Here is a 15,503-nt window from a genome sequence, read left to right on the forward strand (position 1 = left end):
CGGAATCTGCCTTGAGGAAGATCCTGCCAATGCAATACTGGATCCCCTTCAACAATGTTTTAGTAAGGCACGGCCAGGAGATATGCAAGCCTATTTCGCCGCTCTGCAGCGCCTGTCTTATTGAGAAACTCTGTCGGAAACTGGGTGTGACGACGTCAAGATAGGGGATTGAAGTACCCGACTCGGGAAAGGGAAGCTATTACTTACTCTTCCTTCTCCTTCTCCTTCTCCTTCTCCTTCTCCTTCTCCTTCTCCTTCTCGAAGATCGTAATCTTCTTGATGACAACATCCTTCAAAGGTTTGAAGAAGGGTTCCTGGACAAGCTCGGTTGTCGGAACAACCGAGATCTTCTTTACTGCCTCAAGTCCGTCCGTGACCTGAGCAAAGACGGTAAAGAATCCGGTCTTTTCAGGGCGCGGCTTCAGTGTGATGAGGAATTTCCCATCATTCCTCGGCGGAGCGGCCAGATACTGGATCATCATGACCGTTCCCGTAACGATCGGAATTGTGTTGGATTCTGCAGGAAACGGCAGTCCGGACGTGCCTGAACCATCGCCCATCGGGTCTCCGGCCATAACATAATCAGCCGGTTTGGTCTGGTAGAAGATCTGTCTATCATAAAAACCGGCATTCGCAAAATCGATGAAAGCCTTTACGGCAAGCGGCGCATCGTCTTTGAAGAAATCGAGCCTGAAGTTCCCGTGCTCCGTTTCGACGATAGCATAGTAATCCTTTTCGGGATTGTACCGCTTGATGACGCTTATGTTGAGTTCGTTGGATATCATGTCTCCATCTTTCCAGACCAGCGTGTATCTTCCCGGCTTTTTCAGAGCGGGGAAGTTCTTTGTCAGATCGAGCATGATGCCGTAGAAAAAGTGTGGTTTCAGGGTGGCGGGATGCTGTTCGCCGGCCTCTTCCGGTGTTGTTTCTGCTTTTATCTCGTTCCCCTTTTCATCTTTCAAGACGTACCATTTTGAAAAGGGGGCCGAAACGGGATTGCCCAGTGTCTCTGTTGAGTCATTGGCCAGCGTGATTTCCACTTCAACGGGGTCCCCTTCATAGTAATAGATCCTGTTGATATTGAGGAAAGCACGGATTTGTTTCGCCTCTTCTTTCTTCTCCGTTTCCTGAGAGGGAGCTGCACTCTTTTCCTCCTCGCTCTGTGCCATGGCGATAGAGCAAAAGCAGGAAGACGGAAAGGCAACCAGGGCAAGGATGATCAACGAGAAAGAGGTCCACGCTAATTTTCTTTCTTTCATCATGCTAAATTCCTTCTTTAAAAATATTAAAAAGTATATTTTCTATTGGCATTCTTGTCAAACGATCGGACTTTTTATGTTGAGGGAAATTATCAATTCGGGCTACAATTTGGTCTTTCATAGAATTGATGCGAGAACCGTTTTTGCCCTGACTCGAGGAGAAATTATTCGGCGCAGTTATGGATCCCTTCATAATAGCCTATGGACCAGCGGAAAAAGCTTATTTCTGAAAAGACCCTTAAAAAGGTCGGGGTGGTCATTCTCTGGCTTATTGCTCTTATCGCCGTCCTGCGACTCCTAACTCTTTCCGCAGAGTTCTGCCATAGCAGTCTCCAACAGGATTTGTCCGCTTTCTACACGGCTGGAGAATCGCTGAATCATGGACTGGACCCGTACAGAAATCATCTCAGCCATAATCCACCGGTCTGGGATGGGATTGACATCTTCCGCCACAGCCGATTCCTTTATCCGCCGCTTGTAGCAACCTTCTTCCAGCCAGTTGCACTGCTTCCTTACCGTCTTGTGAAGTATCTGTGGGCTGCTGCGACAGTGGTGCTTCTGGCCGGCTCGATGATGCTTGTTGTAAAGATAATCACAACCGCGGGACGAGCCGACACGAGATATACATCTCGAAAGGAGGAATCAGCAGATGAAAAAAGTGGAAACTTTGTGCCCCACTGGATGATCCCGGCAATAATCATATTCGTTGCATTCTTCTATCCATTGCTGACGCACCTGGAACGCGGACAGATCGACATGCTCACGCTGTTTCTCATCTTGATGACAATCAGGAACTTGATGTCAGGTCGCGAATGGAGAGCCGGAGGCATTCTGGCGTTAACGACTCTATTCAAGCTCCACTCCATCTATGCCGTTTTCTTCCTGCTGATCAGGAAGCACTGGAAAATGCTGGGCGGGTACATCCTGGGAGCTATGTTCCTTATTTCCCTTTCGATAGTTCTCAATGGGTCGCTTTTTTACGATTACCTTCTGAAGGAGTTTCCGAGGATAGCCCTCTATGGTGAGAGGGGCACTCCCGGTGATCTGCTCCTGAACTCACTTTTACCAGTGAGCTTTCCATGCTTCAGGACCACCAGACGACAAAGGATGGTTCGACCTATTCCACGGAGTCTTTCTTCTTCGAGCAGAACGCAAGCCTGGTGCGTATCTTGGCGCCATTATTCCGCCTATCGCAGAGCACAGGATCGCTTTTTACCTTTGTCATCTTATTTATCATCGTAGTGCTTCGAATGGAATGGCCGAGGAGCAGAGGGAGTCTGAACGAGCCGATATTCTGGCAGATTATCCTGGTAGTCATCCTGCTGGCCGGTCCACTGACATGGACTATGAACACTGTCTGGCTTCTTCCGGCAGCTCTCATGCTCTTCATGCCTGTATGGGAGGAAGCTCCCGGCGGTGCCTGGCTGAGGGTCCTTGCCATCTTCGCATTGATTGCTGCCGCCATTCCTGACCAGTACGTTTTCGATTTCTGCCAGCCCTTTCAGGTGGTGCTCAGCCTGAAGTATGTCCTGGCAGAACTCTTGATGCTCGTCGCTCTCCTGGGTGTCATGAAAGCATATAAAAAATAGAAAGAAAACATGGCTGCAGCGATGATTGTAAGTATCAGCCCCGCAGCAATTGAAATGCATGACGAACCGAATGATGGATTATATCAGACGCTCTCGGTGAGGATGACCCCGCCTATGATGAGCGCTCCTCCGATCAGAAGATTGATCGAGAAGGCCTCGAATCCCAGCAAAGATGAAAGCGTCATTGCTATGAGAGGCTGCATGTACAACATGGCCGCTACCTTGGATGCGTCAATCCTGGAGAGCGCCCAGTAATAGATTATGTAAGCGAGGAAGGTTGTCAGGAAGACAACATATCCCATAGCCATATAACCTGAAAGCGGAATCTCAGTATAGTGGATACCTCTCAGATAGAATGGGTAAAAAGGGATCATCATCAAGGCGCCGTAAAAATAGACGTATGAAGTGATTCGCAGGGGACTGTACCTGTTTACGATCGGCTTTCCAAGGACCGTATAGAGGGCAAAGACGAAGGAGGTCAGAATTGTTAGGAAATCTCCGATGAGATAACTGCTATGGAGATTGACGTCCCAGATCTTAGTCAGGATCATGACCCCGGCAAATGAAACGATGATGCCTACTCCTTTGATGTTGAGAAGACCTTCCTTCAGGAACCTTCCCGCCAGCATGAAGACGAAGATTGGAATGGTGGTGATCATCAGGGCAGCATGTGCCGGTGTCGTATTTCTCAGACCAGTGATGAAGAGAATCTGGTTCAGAATGACGCCAAAGACAGCGAGGAGGAGGATTCGGAGATGATCTGATATGGGGATCTTTTCGGATTTCTTGTTACGGAATCCCAGTAATCCAAGGGAGAAGACTCCGAGTATAAAGAAGGCCATCGATGAAAAGAGGACCCTGACTGTCGCAATTGTCATAGGATGAAAATATGTCAGCGCAAATTTGGCGACGATGAAGTTAGATCCCCAGATTAAGACCATCAGCAGAAGTCCCGCATAAACCATCCCCTTATTATCCAGTGTTTCCATCTCTCTGCCTTCTGAAGCGCCTATCTATAGGAACGATCATTTTAACATCACTTCCTCATCGCATCATTCCTATTGCACTGTAAGCTGCAGCCATCCGGGCGATCAACTGTTCGGTTCGGGCCTGGTCGCCAAGAAAAACTTTGTGCGGCCAAGGCGAGCCATATAGATGGGGTTGTTGTAGAGACCGTGGCGCTAATGGGCAAGAATTCCAGATCCTGTATCATTTGAATTCCAGGGTGTATGAGCGATGGTGAGAACGAAGACCTCTTTTGCTCCGGCTCTTTTCAGGACGCGGGAGCACTCGGATATCGTGGCTCCCGTCGTGAAAATATCATCTATCAGCAGGATCCGCTTTCCGGAGATCTTTTTCCGGGAGTTTCTTCTCATCTTCCAGAGAGTTTTAGTTTCAAAGACCCCTATCACGTTCTTCTCTCTCTTATCTGCCGGAAGCTCGCTCTGGGGAATGGAATCCTTTATCCTCCGAATGACCTGCTTTCCAACATCGACTCCGCTCTTTTTGCCGATATGTCTGGCAATGAGAAACGACTGATTGAAACCCCGCGCTCTTTCCCGCTTTCTATGGAGCGGTACGGCAATGATAAGATCGAAATGACTGCTCTCTCTCCTTTTCATTTCCATCTTTAGAGCTTTGAGCAGTAGTTCAGCCAGCGGAACGGAGAGATACCTCTTCTTGCCAAATTTATAAAGCCTTATGATCTCTCTCAGGGTACCGCTGTATTCTCCAAAGGAGAGGGCTCGGTCAAAATGATATCTCTTCGTCTGGCATCTTCCACAGATGCGATTCGCGGTTTTATTGTGAACCTTTTCTAACTCTTCGCACCATGCAGCCTCACCGGATTCAGAATCTTCCGCCGGCATAAAATCAGGCGGGCTTTTCATTGGGATGCCGCATTTCATACAGACAGGTTCACGGATTACTTTGATGGATATCCAGCAGTCGAGGCAGATCCCTCTTGAATGGTACTCGCCGAGCGGTTCCATGCAGACAGGGCACTCTGACGGGAAGATGAAACTCATGACAGGAACAAAGAAGTATTCCTCGATCAGTCTCACGGCAGAGAAGAATATTTTGCTATTCATATAAGGCTCAATCCGATCGATTCAGGGAGGCTATAATTGAATTGGGACTATTTCTGAAGGAGGCTGGTTCCGTCCATTTCGGGAGGCTTTTCGATCCCCATGATATCGAGAAGAGTCGGGATAACGTCGGCGAGAATGCCCGGGCCTTTCAGAGTTCTTCCTCTATGCTTTTCGCTGACGAGGATGGCGGGGACTGGATTCAGTGTGTGTGCTGTGTGAGGCTGGCATGTCAACTCATCGATCATCTGTTCTGAATTTCCATGGTCGGCCGTGATGAAACTGGTTCCGCCTTTGCTCAGTATATCCCTAACGACTCTTCCAACACATTCATCCACGATCTTGCAGGCTTTCATGGCTGCCTCATAGACCCCGGTGTGTCCGACCATATCCGCGTTGGCGTAGTTCAAGATAATAACTCTGTCTTTTCCCTCTTTTGTTCTCTTCAAGACCTCTTCGGTAACCTCGATGGCGCTCATCTCAGGCTTCATGTCGTATGTTGGCACCCTGGGAGAGGGAACCAGGATCCTCTCTTCCAGGTCGAAGACCAGTTCCCTACCACCGTTGAAGAAGAATGTAACATGAGCATACTTCTCCGTCTCGGCGATCCTCAACTGGGGAAGCTTGAGATTGGAAACGATCTCCCCGAAAGTATTTCTGGGAAACTCGGTAGGAAAGACGATGGGCAGGTCGAACTTCCTGTCATACATCGTAAAGCAGAGATAGTGCGAAAGCCGCGGAGATCTATTCCTCTGGAACTGCTTGAAATCTTTCTCGGTGAAGGCTCGTGTAATTTCTCTCGCCCTGTCGGCGCGAAAATTGAAGAAGATGAGAGAGTCTCCATCGGATATCAAGCCATCGGCAGCACTCTTTGATGCGGGGCTGGCTGGGGTATGCTCTTTGATGACCGATGGCTTGAGGAATTCATCCGTCTCACCCCGGGAGTATCCTGCCTCGACAGCTTCGACGGCACTCCTGAACCAGAACCCCTCTCCTTCCGTCATGGCCCTGTGCGCTTTCTCCACCCTGTCCCATCTGTTGTCCCTGTCCATGGCGTAATACCGACCCATGATTGTGGAGATCCTCCCGCATCCGAACCGCGCAATCGTAGATTCTATCTCTTTTACATATTCGATGGCGCTCTTTGGAGGAGTGTCTCTCCCGTCGAGGAAGGCATGCACGAAAATCTTTTTCATATTCTTCCGGCAGGCCATCTTGAGGAGGGATTTAAGATGATCTATGTGGCTGTGTACTCCGCCACTGGAGAGGAGTCCCAGAAAATGAAGAGAGCCATCCTTCGTCTCGTCCATGACTCTGTTGAGAATATCGATCTTCTGGAATGCGCCTGTCTTGATGGAGTGATTGATCCGGCTTAGTTCCTGCCTCACAACTCTGCCTGCCCCCAGGCAGAGGTGTCCAACTTCGGAGTTTCCGATCTGCCCTTCGGGGAGCCCGACTGATTCACCGGAAGTCTCAAGAAAAGTATGTGGGTAGTTCTGGAAGAGGGCATTAAAATTCTCGGGATTGCAGTTGGCAACTGCGTTCCCTTCCCTGGATTCTCTATATCCCCAGCCATCGAGGACGATGAGCGCTACAGGATACATATCATCAATGCTACCGCATTTGTTAGAGAAGCTGCTCAAGTGTGGGAGGCTAATCCGATGATGAATAAACGGGAGCCGAGCTCAAGCCAAGCTGTTCCAGGGAGATGTCCTCTTTGAAGTTCACCTCGATGCTGCTCCATTCTCCGCACTTAGGGCAGCGGTCGTACCAGTCGGGGTGCTTCTCCTGACAGGCATGGCAGATGTATTCGAGCTTGACAAGCTCCGTCTCCTTGATGACCTTCTTGAACTCTTCAACCGACTCCTGGAAATTCTTCCTCTTCTCATTAATCCTGCCGATCAGGTAGTGAAGGGTCGGAGCGTAGGAGATTCGGTCCCTAAGCGAGGAAAGTGCGGCGAGGGCATCGTCCAGCATCTCAAGCCTGAAGTAAAGTTTTCCGAGGAAGAATTTCGGAATGATGTCCTTCTTGGAGTGCGAGATGCAATGCTTCAGGGCTTCTATTGCTTCGAAGGGTTCTTCTTTATCAAGGAAGTGCTCTTCGAGGACCTGCAGGAAGATAGGAGAGTTAGTCACTTCGAAACCTTTATTCCAGGATTCAATGGCGCTGCGTTCGTCATCGAGTGCTTTGTAGGCCTCTCCGAGGGCGATGTAGGCGGGGATGAAGTTTGGATTGAACTTGATGATCTTCCGCAGGGTGCTGATGGCGTCCTTCTCTTCTCCCTTCTTCAACTCTTCCAGAGCGATCTGGTACCTGATTCCGAGACCAATCCTCTCGTCCTTGTTATCTTTCCTCGCGTAATCTTCCGTCAACTTCTCCACTTTTGTGTTTGCATCGAGGGCCTCGTCCCACTTTCCCTCCTTCATGTGGATCTGCCTGAGCTTTCTGTAGGCAGAAATGGCCTGGCGGGGCTTCAGACCGATGATTCTGTTCAACTGCTCCTTCGCACGCTCCATGTCCCCCATCGCCTCATAATCATCGGCGAGGCAGTAAAGCGGCTTGGTGTCTTCTTCCCTGATGGCATGGGCTTTCTTGTGATATTCGATAGCCTCCTTGTATCGCCTCGTTGTGCATAGGACCTCACCGATCTTCAGGAAGGCGTTGAAGTTCTTCGGATCTCTCTCGAGGATGACCTGGAAATGGGTGAGGGCCTTTTCGTATCTCCCTTCCGAGATGGCGCCGAGACCTTCAAAATATTTTTCCTCAAGAGACTCCATTAACTTTTCTTCCCTCCAATTCCGGAATTTTCGGAAGAGAACCTTCAATTCCCGGGAGAGTCCACCAAGAAGTGTGATGGTGATTCCAATGATGAACGCCAGAAGAATGATGACGGAGACAGGCGCCTCGAGCCCCTCGACAATGTAGAACTTCTGGTTCAGAACTTCATAGTTCCTGTAGAAGGTGACTCCAAGGATAGAGATGATGATCAAACCAATTGCAATGAAGAGAAATGTTCTGAATTTCATGTCGCGCCCCAGCAGCCAAAAATACAGGGTAAATATATCCTATGCATATTTCATAGTCAAATATCGGTCTCCATCAGCTTCAACGTATCGCTAAGCTGTGGGTGCGGTGGGAGGTCTTTGCGTTGCAAGGGGCGTGGCGCTGAAGATGGCAGCTGAATCGAGTAGTTATCCTGCTTGAATGCTATAGAGCTATTTTCAACTGAGCTGCAATACGATGCAAAGCTTTGTCAAGTGTCCAGAAACTACAGCCAGAAATAAGTGCAGAGGCAAGCAGGTGAAGGTCAACCCATCCCAATCCTCGGCTATAAAGCTGCCTTGCGTTCAGAAGATGCATGCTTCTTGATCCGAAACCGCATGATGGGTCGCGTCTGAGACCCGCGCGCACATTCAACGAACCCCGCCTGCTTGAAGGCCGAGACAAGGCCCGTCCAGGCGAAAGCATCTGGCATTCTGTCGGTTTTAGGCTCGACGGGATAGCCCTCAACAACCATGCCGCCGCGCTCTTTGACGTACTCGACAGCGGCCCGCAGGAGCCGCACACTGACCCCCTTATTCCGCCGCTCCTTCTTGACGAACAAGCAGGTTACGGACCATACCGGCTCGTCATCAATCCTCTTGAGCACGCGCGACCGCTCCAGCACTGGATAACTTTCCCGTGGAGCTATGGCACACCAACCGATGGGCTCTCCCTCGGCATAGGCCAAGATGCCGGGAACCTCCCCGGACGCGACCAAGCTTCTCATGCTCTGCTTGTTCGCTTGTCCCTTCTGACGTTCGAACTCAGACCGCTTGAGCCGCCACCACATACACCAGCAGCCCCCGCAGGCACCCCGCTCTCCGAATAGGATCTCAAAATCTGCCCAACGAGCACTCGTCAGCGGATGAAACTCGTGGACTATATCGCTTCGTCGCTTAAGCATCGTCGCTCCCTTTCCGGCTATTGTACTACCCAGCACCGAGAAGCTCTTTCCGGTTGCTGGGAGCCCTTGACTATTCCCGCTCAGTGTGCCGGTCATAACCCATTCACACGCCAGCAAGTCTCCAGAGGCAAAGAGCAATGAAGCGATCTTTTCAACATCGTGGGCGTTCCAGCTTGCAAAGTACTCCCTGAACATTCTCTCGCATTGTTAAGCTGCAGCCAAGGCGGCGCGATGTTTGCACTGCAGACAGCATGACGCCGCAGCTGCCAGCTTAAGCGGGTAGTTATGCAGTAACATATTATCTGAATAAATCAGAGTGTGTGCCGCTACGCTCAAAAATTATGCGATCCCGTTCCTTTTTGTAGATCAGCAGCCAGTCTGATTCGATATGACATTCACGCCTTCCTTGATAGCTGCCGATAAGTTTGTGGTCACAATGGATTGGATCTAGAACTTTGCCTTCAAGCAATGTACGTGCAATGATCTTAAATTTTTCAAGATTCTTTCCCCGTTTCTTGATTAGATTGATATCTTTCGCAAATTGCTTCGTATAAACTGGAATGAGCATTAGATTCCCAACTTGTTGAACATATCATCAGCATTCTTACAAACCACTAAGCTCTTGCCAGCATCTGTATCCTCAAAAGTTCGCTGGGTTATCTTGTTAGCAATCACAACATCAAAGGGGAGCCCACTGCGCTGTTCTACCTGTTTATAAAATAAGGTGATTGCTTGCGTTGAGTTCAGACCCAAGCGCCGGAATATTTCCTCCACATGCTTTTTGAGTTTCGGCTCAATTCTTGCCCGCACCGTTGCTGTTTTGCTCATCTTTTGCCTCCATGTTGTCGCAGAAAATGTAGCACAAATGAGGCACATATTGCAATATTACTAATGTGCCATCTGGCACATTAGTAGTAAGTGTTTGGTGAAGACACGTTTCGAAACCAACATTGTGAAGCTGAGCCAAAATACAAACAGGGAATCTCTCATCGCATATTTTAGGGCAGAGAAAAAATGCTCTTTCAGGATAAGTTTACCTCTTGACAAAGGGACATTATAAGGGTTAGGCCGCCTTCTTCATGTCTTGCAAGAGATTATTACAGTGCCAGCAATCGGGTGGCTGTGAGCGCATAAATCGTTGTACAGGTATAGATGTCATCGAGCTCGACGAACTCATTGGGGCCGTGCGAGACCGACAAGAGCCCTGGTCCGTAAGCGAAGGCCGGAATGCCCCGCTCGGCGTAGAAGCGAATCTCTAGGAGTCCAGGGCACATTTCGAATGATGGCGACTTGCCAGTGATCGCCTCCACGCATTCCGCCAACGCCTGTGCTACAGGATCATCCTCTGAAAAGCCTGCAGATCCCCCTTCCTGGAGAATTTCAACTTCAAGATCCATTCCATCCTGTCTCAGCCTGTCAAAGAGCATGAATAGTTTCTGTTTTTCTGTCTCTAAGTCTTCTTCGGGATTAATCCGTCGATCCACCGTGAACGAGCACTCGGCCGGGACGAGATTGAAGTTTGTGCCACCTTCACATCGTCCACCCATCAACAGAATAGAACGTCTGGCCGCTTCCGGCTCAATTTTAAAGTTAGTGCTTCTGGATTCTACCTCGGCCTTTAGTTCAAGCAATGCATTGGCCACGACGAGCATCCGTTCAAATGCATTGATGCCCTGATAGTGTAGGCCAACGTGGGCAGGCTTGCCCTTCACCGTTACACGTAGCGAAAGAGCGCCGCGATTTGCGTTCCAGATCACACCGCTTGTCGGTTCCGGTGTGAGCATTCCGATGCCGTCCTTCCCGAGCAAGCCTATGTCGGCAAGATACTGCGATCCACCTGTACCGCCGGTCTCCTCATCCGGCACTATTGTTAGGCCGATCCTGCCGTTCAGCTCAATACCACTCTCTTTTATGGCTCTGACGGCATAGATCATGGCTGCAAGACCGCTCTTCATATCCGACGAACCGCGACCGAAGAGGTGGCCACCCTTAACATATGGACGGAACTGAGCCTGGCTCGATGCAGGCACGACATCATAGTGGCCGTGGAAGTAGAGCGTTCTTTGACCCTGTCCATAGAAACTCAGGAGGCAATAGCGAGGATCAGATTTTCTGTTGTGATGTGAGGTTACCAGGACTGGCCTTGCAGCGTCAGGCACCTCAAGTACAGTGGAGTCCAATCCAATCTTCCGCAGTCTGCTCGCGATGACATCAACACACTTCAGGTACGATGTGCCTGGAGGATTCTCTGTAGGTATGGCCACCAGTGCCTCGGTGAAATCGAGCATTTCATCGCGGTACGATGCGATTGTATCAAGAATCCAGTTCTTCATCATCTCATGTATTGCCATCGTGGCTTCTTCAGGAACGGGCGAATTTCGAGGACCCTCTCAATCAGGCGGTCTAACGATGGCGCTGACCTGGCATTAAGCTGTTTTCCACTGCAAAGAAAGCTTCCGTCCTGATGCAGCACAATCACGCAAATAAAGATTGATTAAGGTCTGATATGGCACTCCAGCCTCTTTTGAAAGCTTTTTGAAATACTTCACCGTTTCTTCATCAAGTCGGATTGTAACCTGCCTCTTGAGAAGACCAGCATATGGATTCTTTCTTGCCTTTGAAAAATCATATTCTTTTCTCATCTTAACCACCTATCCCAATACCCTTTCTGCTCCAAGAGCTTCGCTTTTCGAGCAGAAATGATTCTTATCTTTTCATCCTTTTTGCGATAGCAATGACTGACAATCAAAATTCTGAGCTTTGAACTTAAGCCTAATAGTATGAAACGATCTTCCTCGTGAAGATGATCTGGATCGTGGATCAGTAATGCTTGCTCATCTGCAAATACTGTCTGGGCTTCCTCAAATGAGATCCCATGCTTCTTTCTATTCAATACATTCTTCTTGTCATTCCATTCAAAGGATATCTCTTTCATATTTACAATGTATTTACATTATACAGCTTTGTCAAGAATCTAGATTGTGTGTCTAACGCTGCACGTCGCTTGCGTGCTGTGGAGCAAGACAAACCTTGACTTGACCCCACGCGTCAATGCGGAGTAGCAGGGCAAGTGCACGCGGTCGCAGCTAAAAGCTTCTTTTCGACAGCTTTCGGTAATTCTATTTCAGATTATTATGTTAGGGATCGGGCTCCAGGAGATTGTATTTCTTGCGTTTTTCGAGGAGGGTTTTGCGGTTGATGCCGAGAATCCTGGCGGCCTTGGTCTTGTTCCCGTCCGTCAGCCTCAGGATCTCCTGAATGTACAGCTTCTCAATCTCCTCGAGATTGAGCTTGTTTTTGGCAAGGCGCTTCAGGTTCTCCGGATCACTCATGGAAAAGTCGATCGGAAAGTCATGAAGATCATCCGCATCGATCCTGTTTCCATCGCATAGAAGAGCGGCGTTTTCTATGATGTTCCTGAATTCCCGGATGTTTCCTGGCCAGTAATAGAGCTCGAGTATCCTCTTCGCTTCTTGTGAAAGCTTCAGGTCTGGTTTGTTGTTCTTTTCTCTTGCCTGCTTCAGAAAATAAGAGCATAGAAGGGAAATATCTTCCCGGCGTTCTCTCAGCGGCGGGACATGCAAAGTCAGCACATTGATCCTGTAATAGAGGTCCTCCCGGAATAGGTTCCTCTCGATGAGCGATGGTAGATTGGCGTTTGTCGTGGCGATTATCCGAACATCAACCTTGATCGTCCTGCTTCCACCGAGCCTTTCAAAAGACCTGTCCTGTAGGAAGCGGAGAAGCTTCCCCTGAAGCCCAAGAGGAAGTTCAGCGATCTCATCGATCAGGACCGTTCCTCCATCAGCAAATTCGAACCGCCCGGGCTTCGTCTGGGTCGCTCCTGTGAAGGCTCCTTTCTCATAGCCGAAGAGCTCGCTTTCGATGAGGTCCGCCGGGATGTTGGCGCATGCGATTTCAGCAAAAGGTTTTGAGCTTCTATCACTTCTATAATGGATGTACCCTGCGAGGAGGTTCTTACCGGTCCCACTTTCTCCTGTTATTAGAATGGTCGTGGTGCTCGCAGCCGCCTTTTCCGCAATGCGGAGGATTTCCTGCATCTTTGAATTGGCCGTGATGATCTCTGGATGCATCAACGGAAAATGCCCTCCAGCATCTTGAGATTGGCAGCAAGAATATCCAAAGATTTCATTTAGCTGCTTGACCTTTCCTCGCTCTCGCTGGCCTTGTCTTCTCTACTTTCCTGATCCTGACTCTCTCGGCTTTTTCGGCTTCGGCTCTTTCCCTCTTCTCTATCTTGATCTTCTCCAATTTTTCATGTCTGCCCTTTTCCAGCTTCTCCGGTGGAAGGGGGACCCTCTTTGCATCTCCCCAGAGCCGCTCGAGGCCGTAGAACTCCCGATGTTCCTTCATGAAGATGTGAACGACGAAGTCGATATAATCCATAAGAATCCAGTGCCCCAGGTTCTTCCCTTCGATGTGATTACAATGGAAATCGTTTCTGGAGAGTTTCTCATCGATTGAATCGGAGATGGCCTGGACCTGCCTGGTTGAGGTCCCGTGGCAGATGAGGAAATAATCTGTGAAGTTACAGATGTTCTTCAGATTGAGGACGATGATATCAAACGCCATCTTCTCCCTGGCAGCATCAACGGCCAATCTTAGTTCTTTTTTCAGCTTTAATATCCTCCTATCGATAGAGGTTGAATTTCTTGATGTACATTTTCACATGGTCTGGCACGAGCCCGTGGATCTCCTCGTTCTTGCGAACTTTCTCTCTTATGATGCTCGATGAGATATTCACCGGATCCACTCTTGCAAAGAGGATCTTCTTCGGTGCCAATTGGGAGGTCAGCGGCTGGTGCTTCAAGGGCTCCGTGTCCGATGACGTCAGGGCTGTCGAGAACGCTGCTTCAGCAGGCGAATACTTCCCAGGGACGATCTCGATCTTCTCGGCGATCCAGTTTGGTAATTTTCTCTTCGCTTCGGAGATTGTATAGCCGCTCCTGTTGATGACAATCATGTTCCATCCCTCGAGTATCTTCTCATAGTCTTTCCAGGTCTCTATTTCGATGAGGGAATCCAGGCCGATGATGAAGATGACCTCATTCTCCTCCCCCGCTGCCTTCTGGAAGTAGGTTAGCGTATCTATCGTGTAGGATTTGTTTCCTTTTTCTATCTCGTAAAAGGAGGGGAAGAACCTGTCATGACTCGCAGTCGCAAGGACGACCATGGAGTAGCGATGATAGGGATGCGAGATGTCCTTTCTCGTCTTGTGCGGGGGTTCGTTGCAGGGGATGAAATAGATCTTATCGAGTGAGAAATTTTGGCAGATTTTTTCGCAGAGCGTTAAGTGTCCATTGTGGATAGGGTCGAACGTGCCACCCAGTATCCCTATTCTCAATACCCAGCTCCCTCTATGGCTTTAAATTTTACTTTCTTGGCATTTTTTAAGCAAGCCCAAACATCCTGCCTAAATTTCCTTCAAGCGCTTGAGCGTTGTTTTGAGGAGGGTGTTAAGTCCTTCCCCAGTGATGGAAGAAATCGGGATGAGATCGAGCTTCTTTTCGCTGCAATACTTCTTGAGCCTATTCATCTTATCCTTGTTCTGGAGGACGTCTATCTTTGAGGCTACGATGATCTGAGGTTTCCGCCTCAGGGATGGGCTGTATTTTCTGAGCTCCCTGTTGATGATCCTGACATCCTTGACAGGTTCCCTGTCGGGCAGGTCTGACATGTCGACCATATGCAGTAGGAGCCTCGTTCTCTCCACGTGCTGCAGGAACCTGTCTCCGAGCCCATGCCCCTCGTGAGCTCCCTCGATGAGACCCGGGATATCAGCCACCACGAATGAGTCGTAGTATCCATGGCTGCCCACGCTTACGACCCCGAGATGAGGAGTCAATGTCGTAAAGGGATAATCGGCAATCTTCGGGTGCGCTGAGGAGATCTTCGAGATTAGAGTGCTCTTCCCCACGTTGGGGTATCCGATGAGTCCGACATCGGCAATGAGTTTGAGCTCGAGTATCAGATAGAACTCCTCCCCTTCTCTCCCGGATTCAGCATATTTAGGCGCTCTGTTTGTGGAAGTGGCGAAGGAGGCATTTCCCTTTCCTCCTCTTCCACCCTTTGCAGCAATGAATCGGTCCCCCTCTTCTTGAAGATCGGCGAGAAGAGAAATTTTATCCGCATCATAGACCTGAGTTCCAGGAGGAAGCATCACGATCAGATCCTCCCCGCTGCTTCCATCCATCCTTTTGCCCTTGCCATGGCGTCCCCTCTCCGCCTTGAAGTGCTGATGGAACCGGAAGGCGTTCAAGTTCGATACAGATTTTGAGGCTTCCAGGATGACCGACCCGCCGTTCCCGCCGTTCCCGCCGTCAGGACCTCCTCTCGGTACATACTTCTCCTTCCTGAAACTGATGCATCCGTTTCCGCCTCTTCCCCCCTTCACGTAGATCTTGGCATGGTCAATAAACATCTCGATAAATTTTATATGAACTCGTTCATTCAAAGAAAGATTCTTTTAAAGCCTTAAATTCATCTTCTACAGTTTGGGAGCTCTCATCACTCTAGAACCCTTGATTTTATTGAGTTCTTCTCTCATCCCTCACCAAAACCTGGTGCCAATATATTTGAGATAATTTTAAAATATATCTT

17 protein-coding genes are annotated in these 15,503 nt (G+C 49.3%); 2 read left to right on the top strand and 15 right to left on the bottom strand.

The genetic code is table 11. From position 1 onward, the window contains the following. Positions 1–203: 203 nt before the first annotated feature. The gene (locus tag AB1756_04405; protein MEW5806571.1) at positions 204–1,262 is read right to left on the bottom strand and encodes a peptidylprolyl isomerase; all 1,059 of its coding nucleotides are present in this window, start codon (positions 1,260–1,262) and stop codon (positions 204–206) included. 198 nt (positions 1,263–1,460) lie between these two features. Here AB1756_04405 and AB1756_04410 point away from each other — a divergent pair, with 198 nt between their 5' ends. Then, positions 1,461–2,501, top strand: a complete 1,041-nt coding sequence (locus AB1756_04410; GenBank protein ID MEW5806572.1) for a glycosyltransferase family 87 protein — start codon at positions 1,461–1,463, stop codon at positions 2,499–2,501. An 8-nt stretch (positions 2,502–2,509) separates the two neighbouring features. Continuing rightward, complete coding sequence (locus AB1756_04415) at positions 2,510–2,848, top strand: hypothetical protein (GenBank protein MEW5806573.1); 339 nt, start codon at positions 2,510–2,512, stop codon at positions 2,846–2,848. An 83-nt stretch (positions 2,849–2,931) separates the two neighbouring features. On the opposite strand, the gene AB1756_04420 is transcribed toward AB1756_04415, so the two are convergent. The 14 genes from AB1756_04420 to obgE all read right to left on the bottom strand — a co-directional run bounded on the left by AB1756_04420 (position 2,932) and on the right by obgE (position 15,324). Then, positions 2,932–3,837, bottom strand: coding sequence for a DMT family transporter (locus AB1756_04420; protein MEW5806574.1), 906 nt, complete (start codon positions 3,835–3,837; stop codon positions 2,932–2,934). A 192-nt stretch (positions 3,838–4,029) separates the two neighbouring features. Further along, on the bottom strand, positions 4,030–4,938 hold the full coding sequence (locus tag AB1756_04425) for a ComF family protein (protein ID MEW5806575.1): 909 nt from the start codon (positions 4,936–4,938) through the stop codon (positions 4,030–4,032). A 47-nt stretch (positions 4,939–4,985) separates the two neighbouring features. Further along, positions 4,986–6,539, bottom strand: coding sequence for a 2,3-bisphosphoglycerate-independent phosphoglycerate mutase (gene gpmI, locus AB1756_04430; protein ID MEW5806576.1), 1,554 nt, complete (start codon positions 6,537–6,539; stop codon positions 4,986–4,988). Positions 6,540–6,588: 49 nt separating this feature from the next. After that, positions 6,589–7,962, bottom strand: a complete 1,374-nt coding sequence (locus tag AB1756_04435; protein MEW5806577.1) for a tetratricopeptide repeat protein — start codon at positions 7,960–7,962, stop codon at positions 6,589–6,591. 302 nt (positions 7,963–8,264) lie between these two features. Beyond that, positions 8,265–9,077 (bottom strand): GNAT family N-acetyltransferase, encoded by an 813-nt coding sequence (locus tag AB1756_04440; GenBank protein ID MEW5806578.1) that lies wholly within the window; start codon positions 9,075–9,077, stop codon positions 8,265–8,267. A 103-nt stretch (positions 9,078–9,180) separates the two neighbouring features. Further along, positions 9,181–9,450, bottom strand: coding sequence for a type II toxin-antitoxin system YafQ family toxin (locus AB1756_04445; protein ID MEW5806579.1), 270 nt, complete (start codon positions 9,448–9,450; stop codon positions 9,181–9,183). After that, positions 9,450–9,710 (bottom strand): type II toxin-antitoxin system RelB/DinJ family antitoxin, encoded by a 261-nt coding sequence (locus AB1756_04450; GenBank protein MEW5806580.1) that lies wholly within the window; start codon positions 9,708–9,710, stop codon positions 9,450–9,452. Before AB1756_04450 ends, AB1756_04445 begins: the two co-directional genes overlap by 1 nt. A gap of 269 nt (positions 9,711–9,979) precedes the next feature. Beyond that, on the bottom strand, positions 9,980–11,233 hold the full coding sequence (locus tag AB1756_04455; GenBank protein ID MEW5806581.1) for a M20 family metallopeptidase: 1,254 nt from the start codon (positions 11,231–11,233) through the stop codon (positions 9,980–9,982). Positions 11,234–11,308: 75 nt separating this feature from the next. After that, positions 11,309–11,524: a BrnA antitoxin family protein gene (locus AB1756_04460; GenBank protein MEW5806582.1), complete on the bottom strand. Its 216-nt coding sequence runs from the start codon at positions 11,522–11,524 to the stop codon at positions 11,309–11,311. Continuing rightward, the gene (locus tag AB1756_04465; GenBank protein MEW5806583.1) at positions 11,521–11,817 is read right to left on the bottom strand and encodes a BrnT family toxin; all 297 of its coding nucleotides are present in this window, start codon (positions 11,815–11,817) and stop codon (positions 11,521–11,523) included. Before AB1756_04465 ends, AB1756_04460 begins: the two co-directional genes overlap by 4 nt. Positions 11,818–12,019: 202 nt before the next feature. Then, a complete protein-coding gene (locus AB1756_04470) occupies positions 12,020–12,976 on the bottom strand; it encodes a sigma-54 dependent transcriptional regulator (GenBank protein MEW5806584.1) in 957 nt (318 codons plus the stop codon). A 55-nt stretch (positions 12,977–13,031) separates the two neighbouring features. Next, entirely contained in the window at positions 13,032–13,502 is a 471-nt protein-coding gene (gene rsfS, locus AB1756_04475; protein ID MEW5806585.1) for a ribosome silencing factor, read from the bottom strand. A gap of 31 nt (positions 13,503–13,533) precedes the next feature. Beyond that, positions 13,534–14,247 carry a nicotinate-nucleotide adenylyltransferase gene (gene nadD / locus AB1756_04480; GenBank protein ID MEW5806586.1) on the bottom strand — a complete coding sequence of 238 codons (714 nt, stop codon included), beginning with the start codon at positions 14,245–14,247 and terminating at the stop codon, positions 13,534–13,536. Between the two features lie 69 nt (positions 14,248–14,316). Continuing rightward, positions 14,317–15,324, bottom strand: coding sequence for a GTPase ObgE (obgE, locus tag AB1756_04485; protein MEW5806587.1), 1,008 nt, complete (start codon positions 15,322–15,324; stop codon positions 14,317–14,319). Positions 15,325–15,503 lie beyond the last annotated feature (179 nt).

This window comes from Acidobacteriota bacterium, from assembly GCA_040752675.1.
Lineage (GTDB): Bacteria > Acidobacteriota > Polarisedimenticolia > JBFMGF01 > JBFMGF01 > JBFMGF01.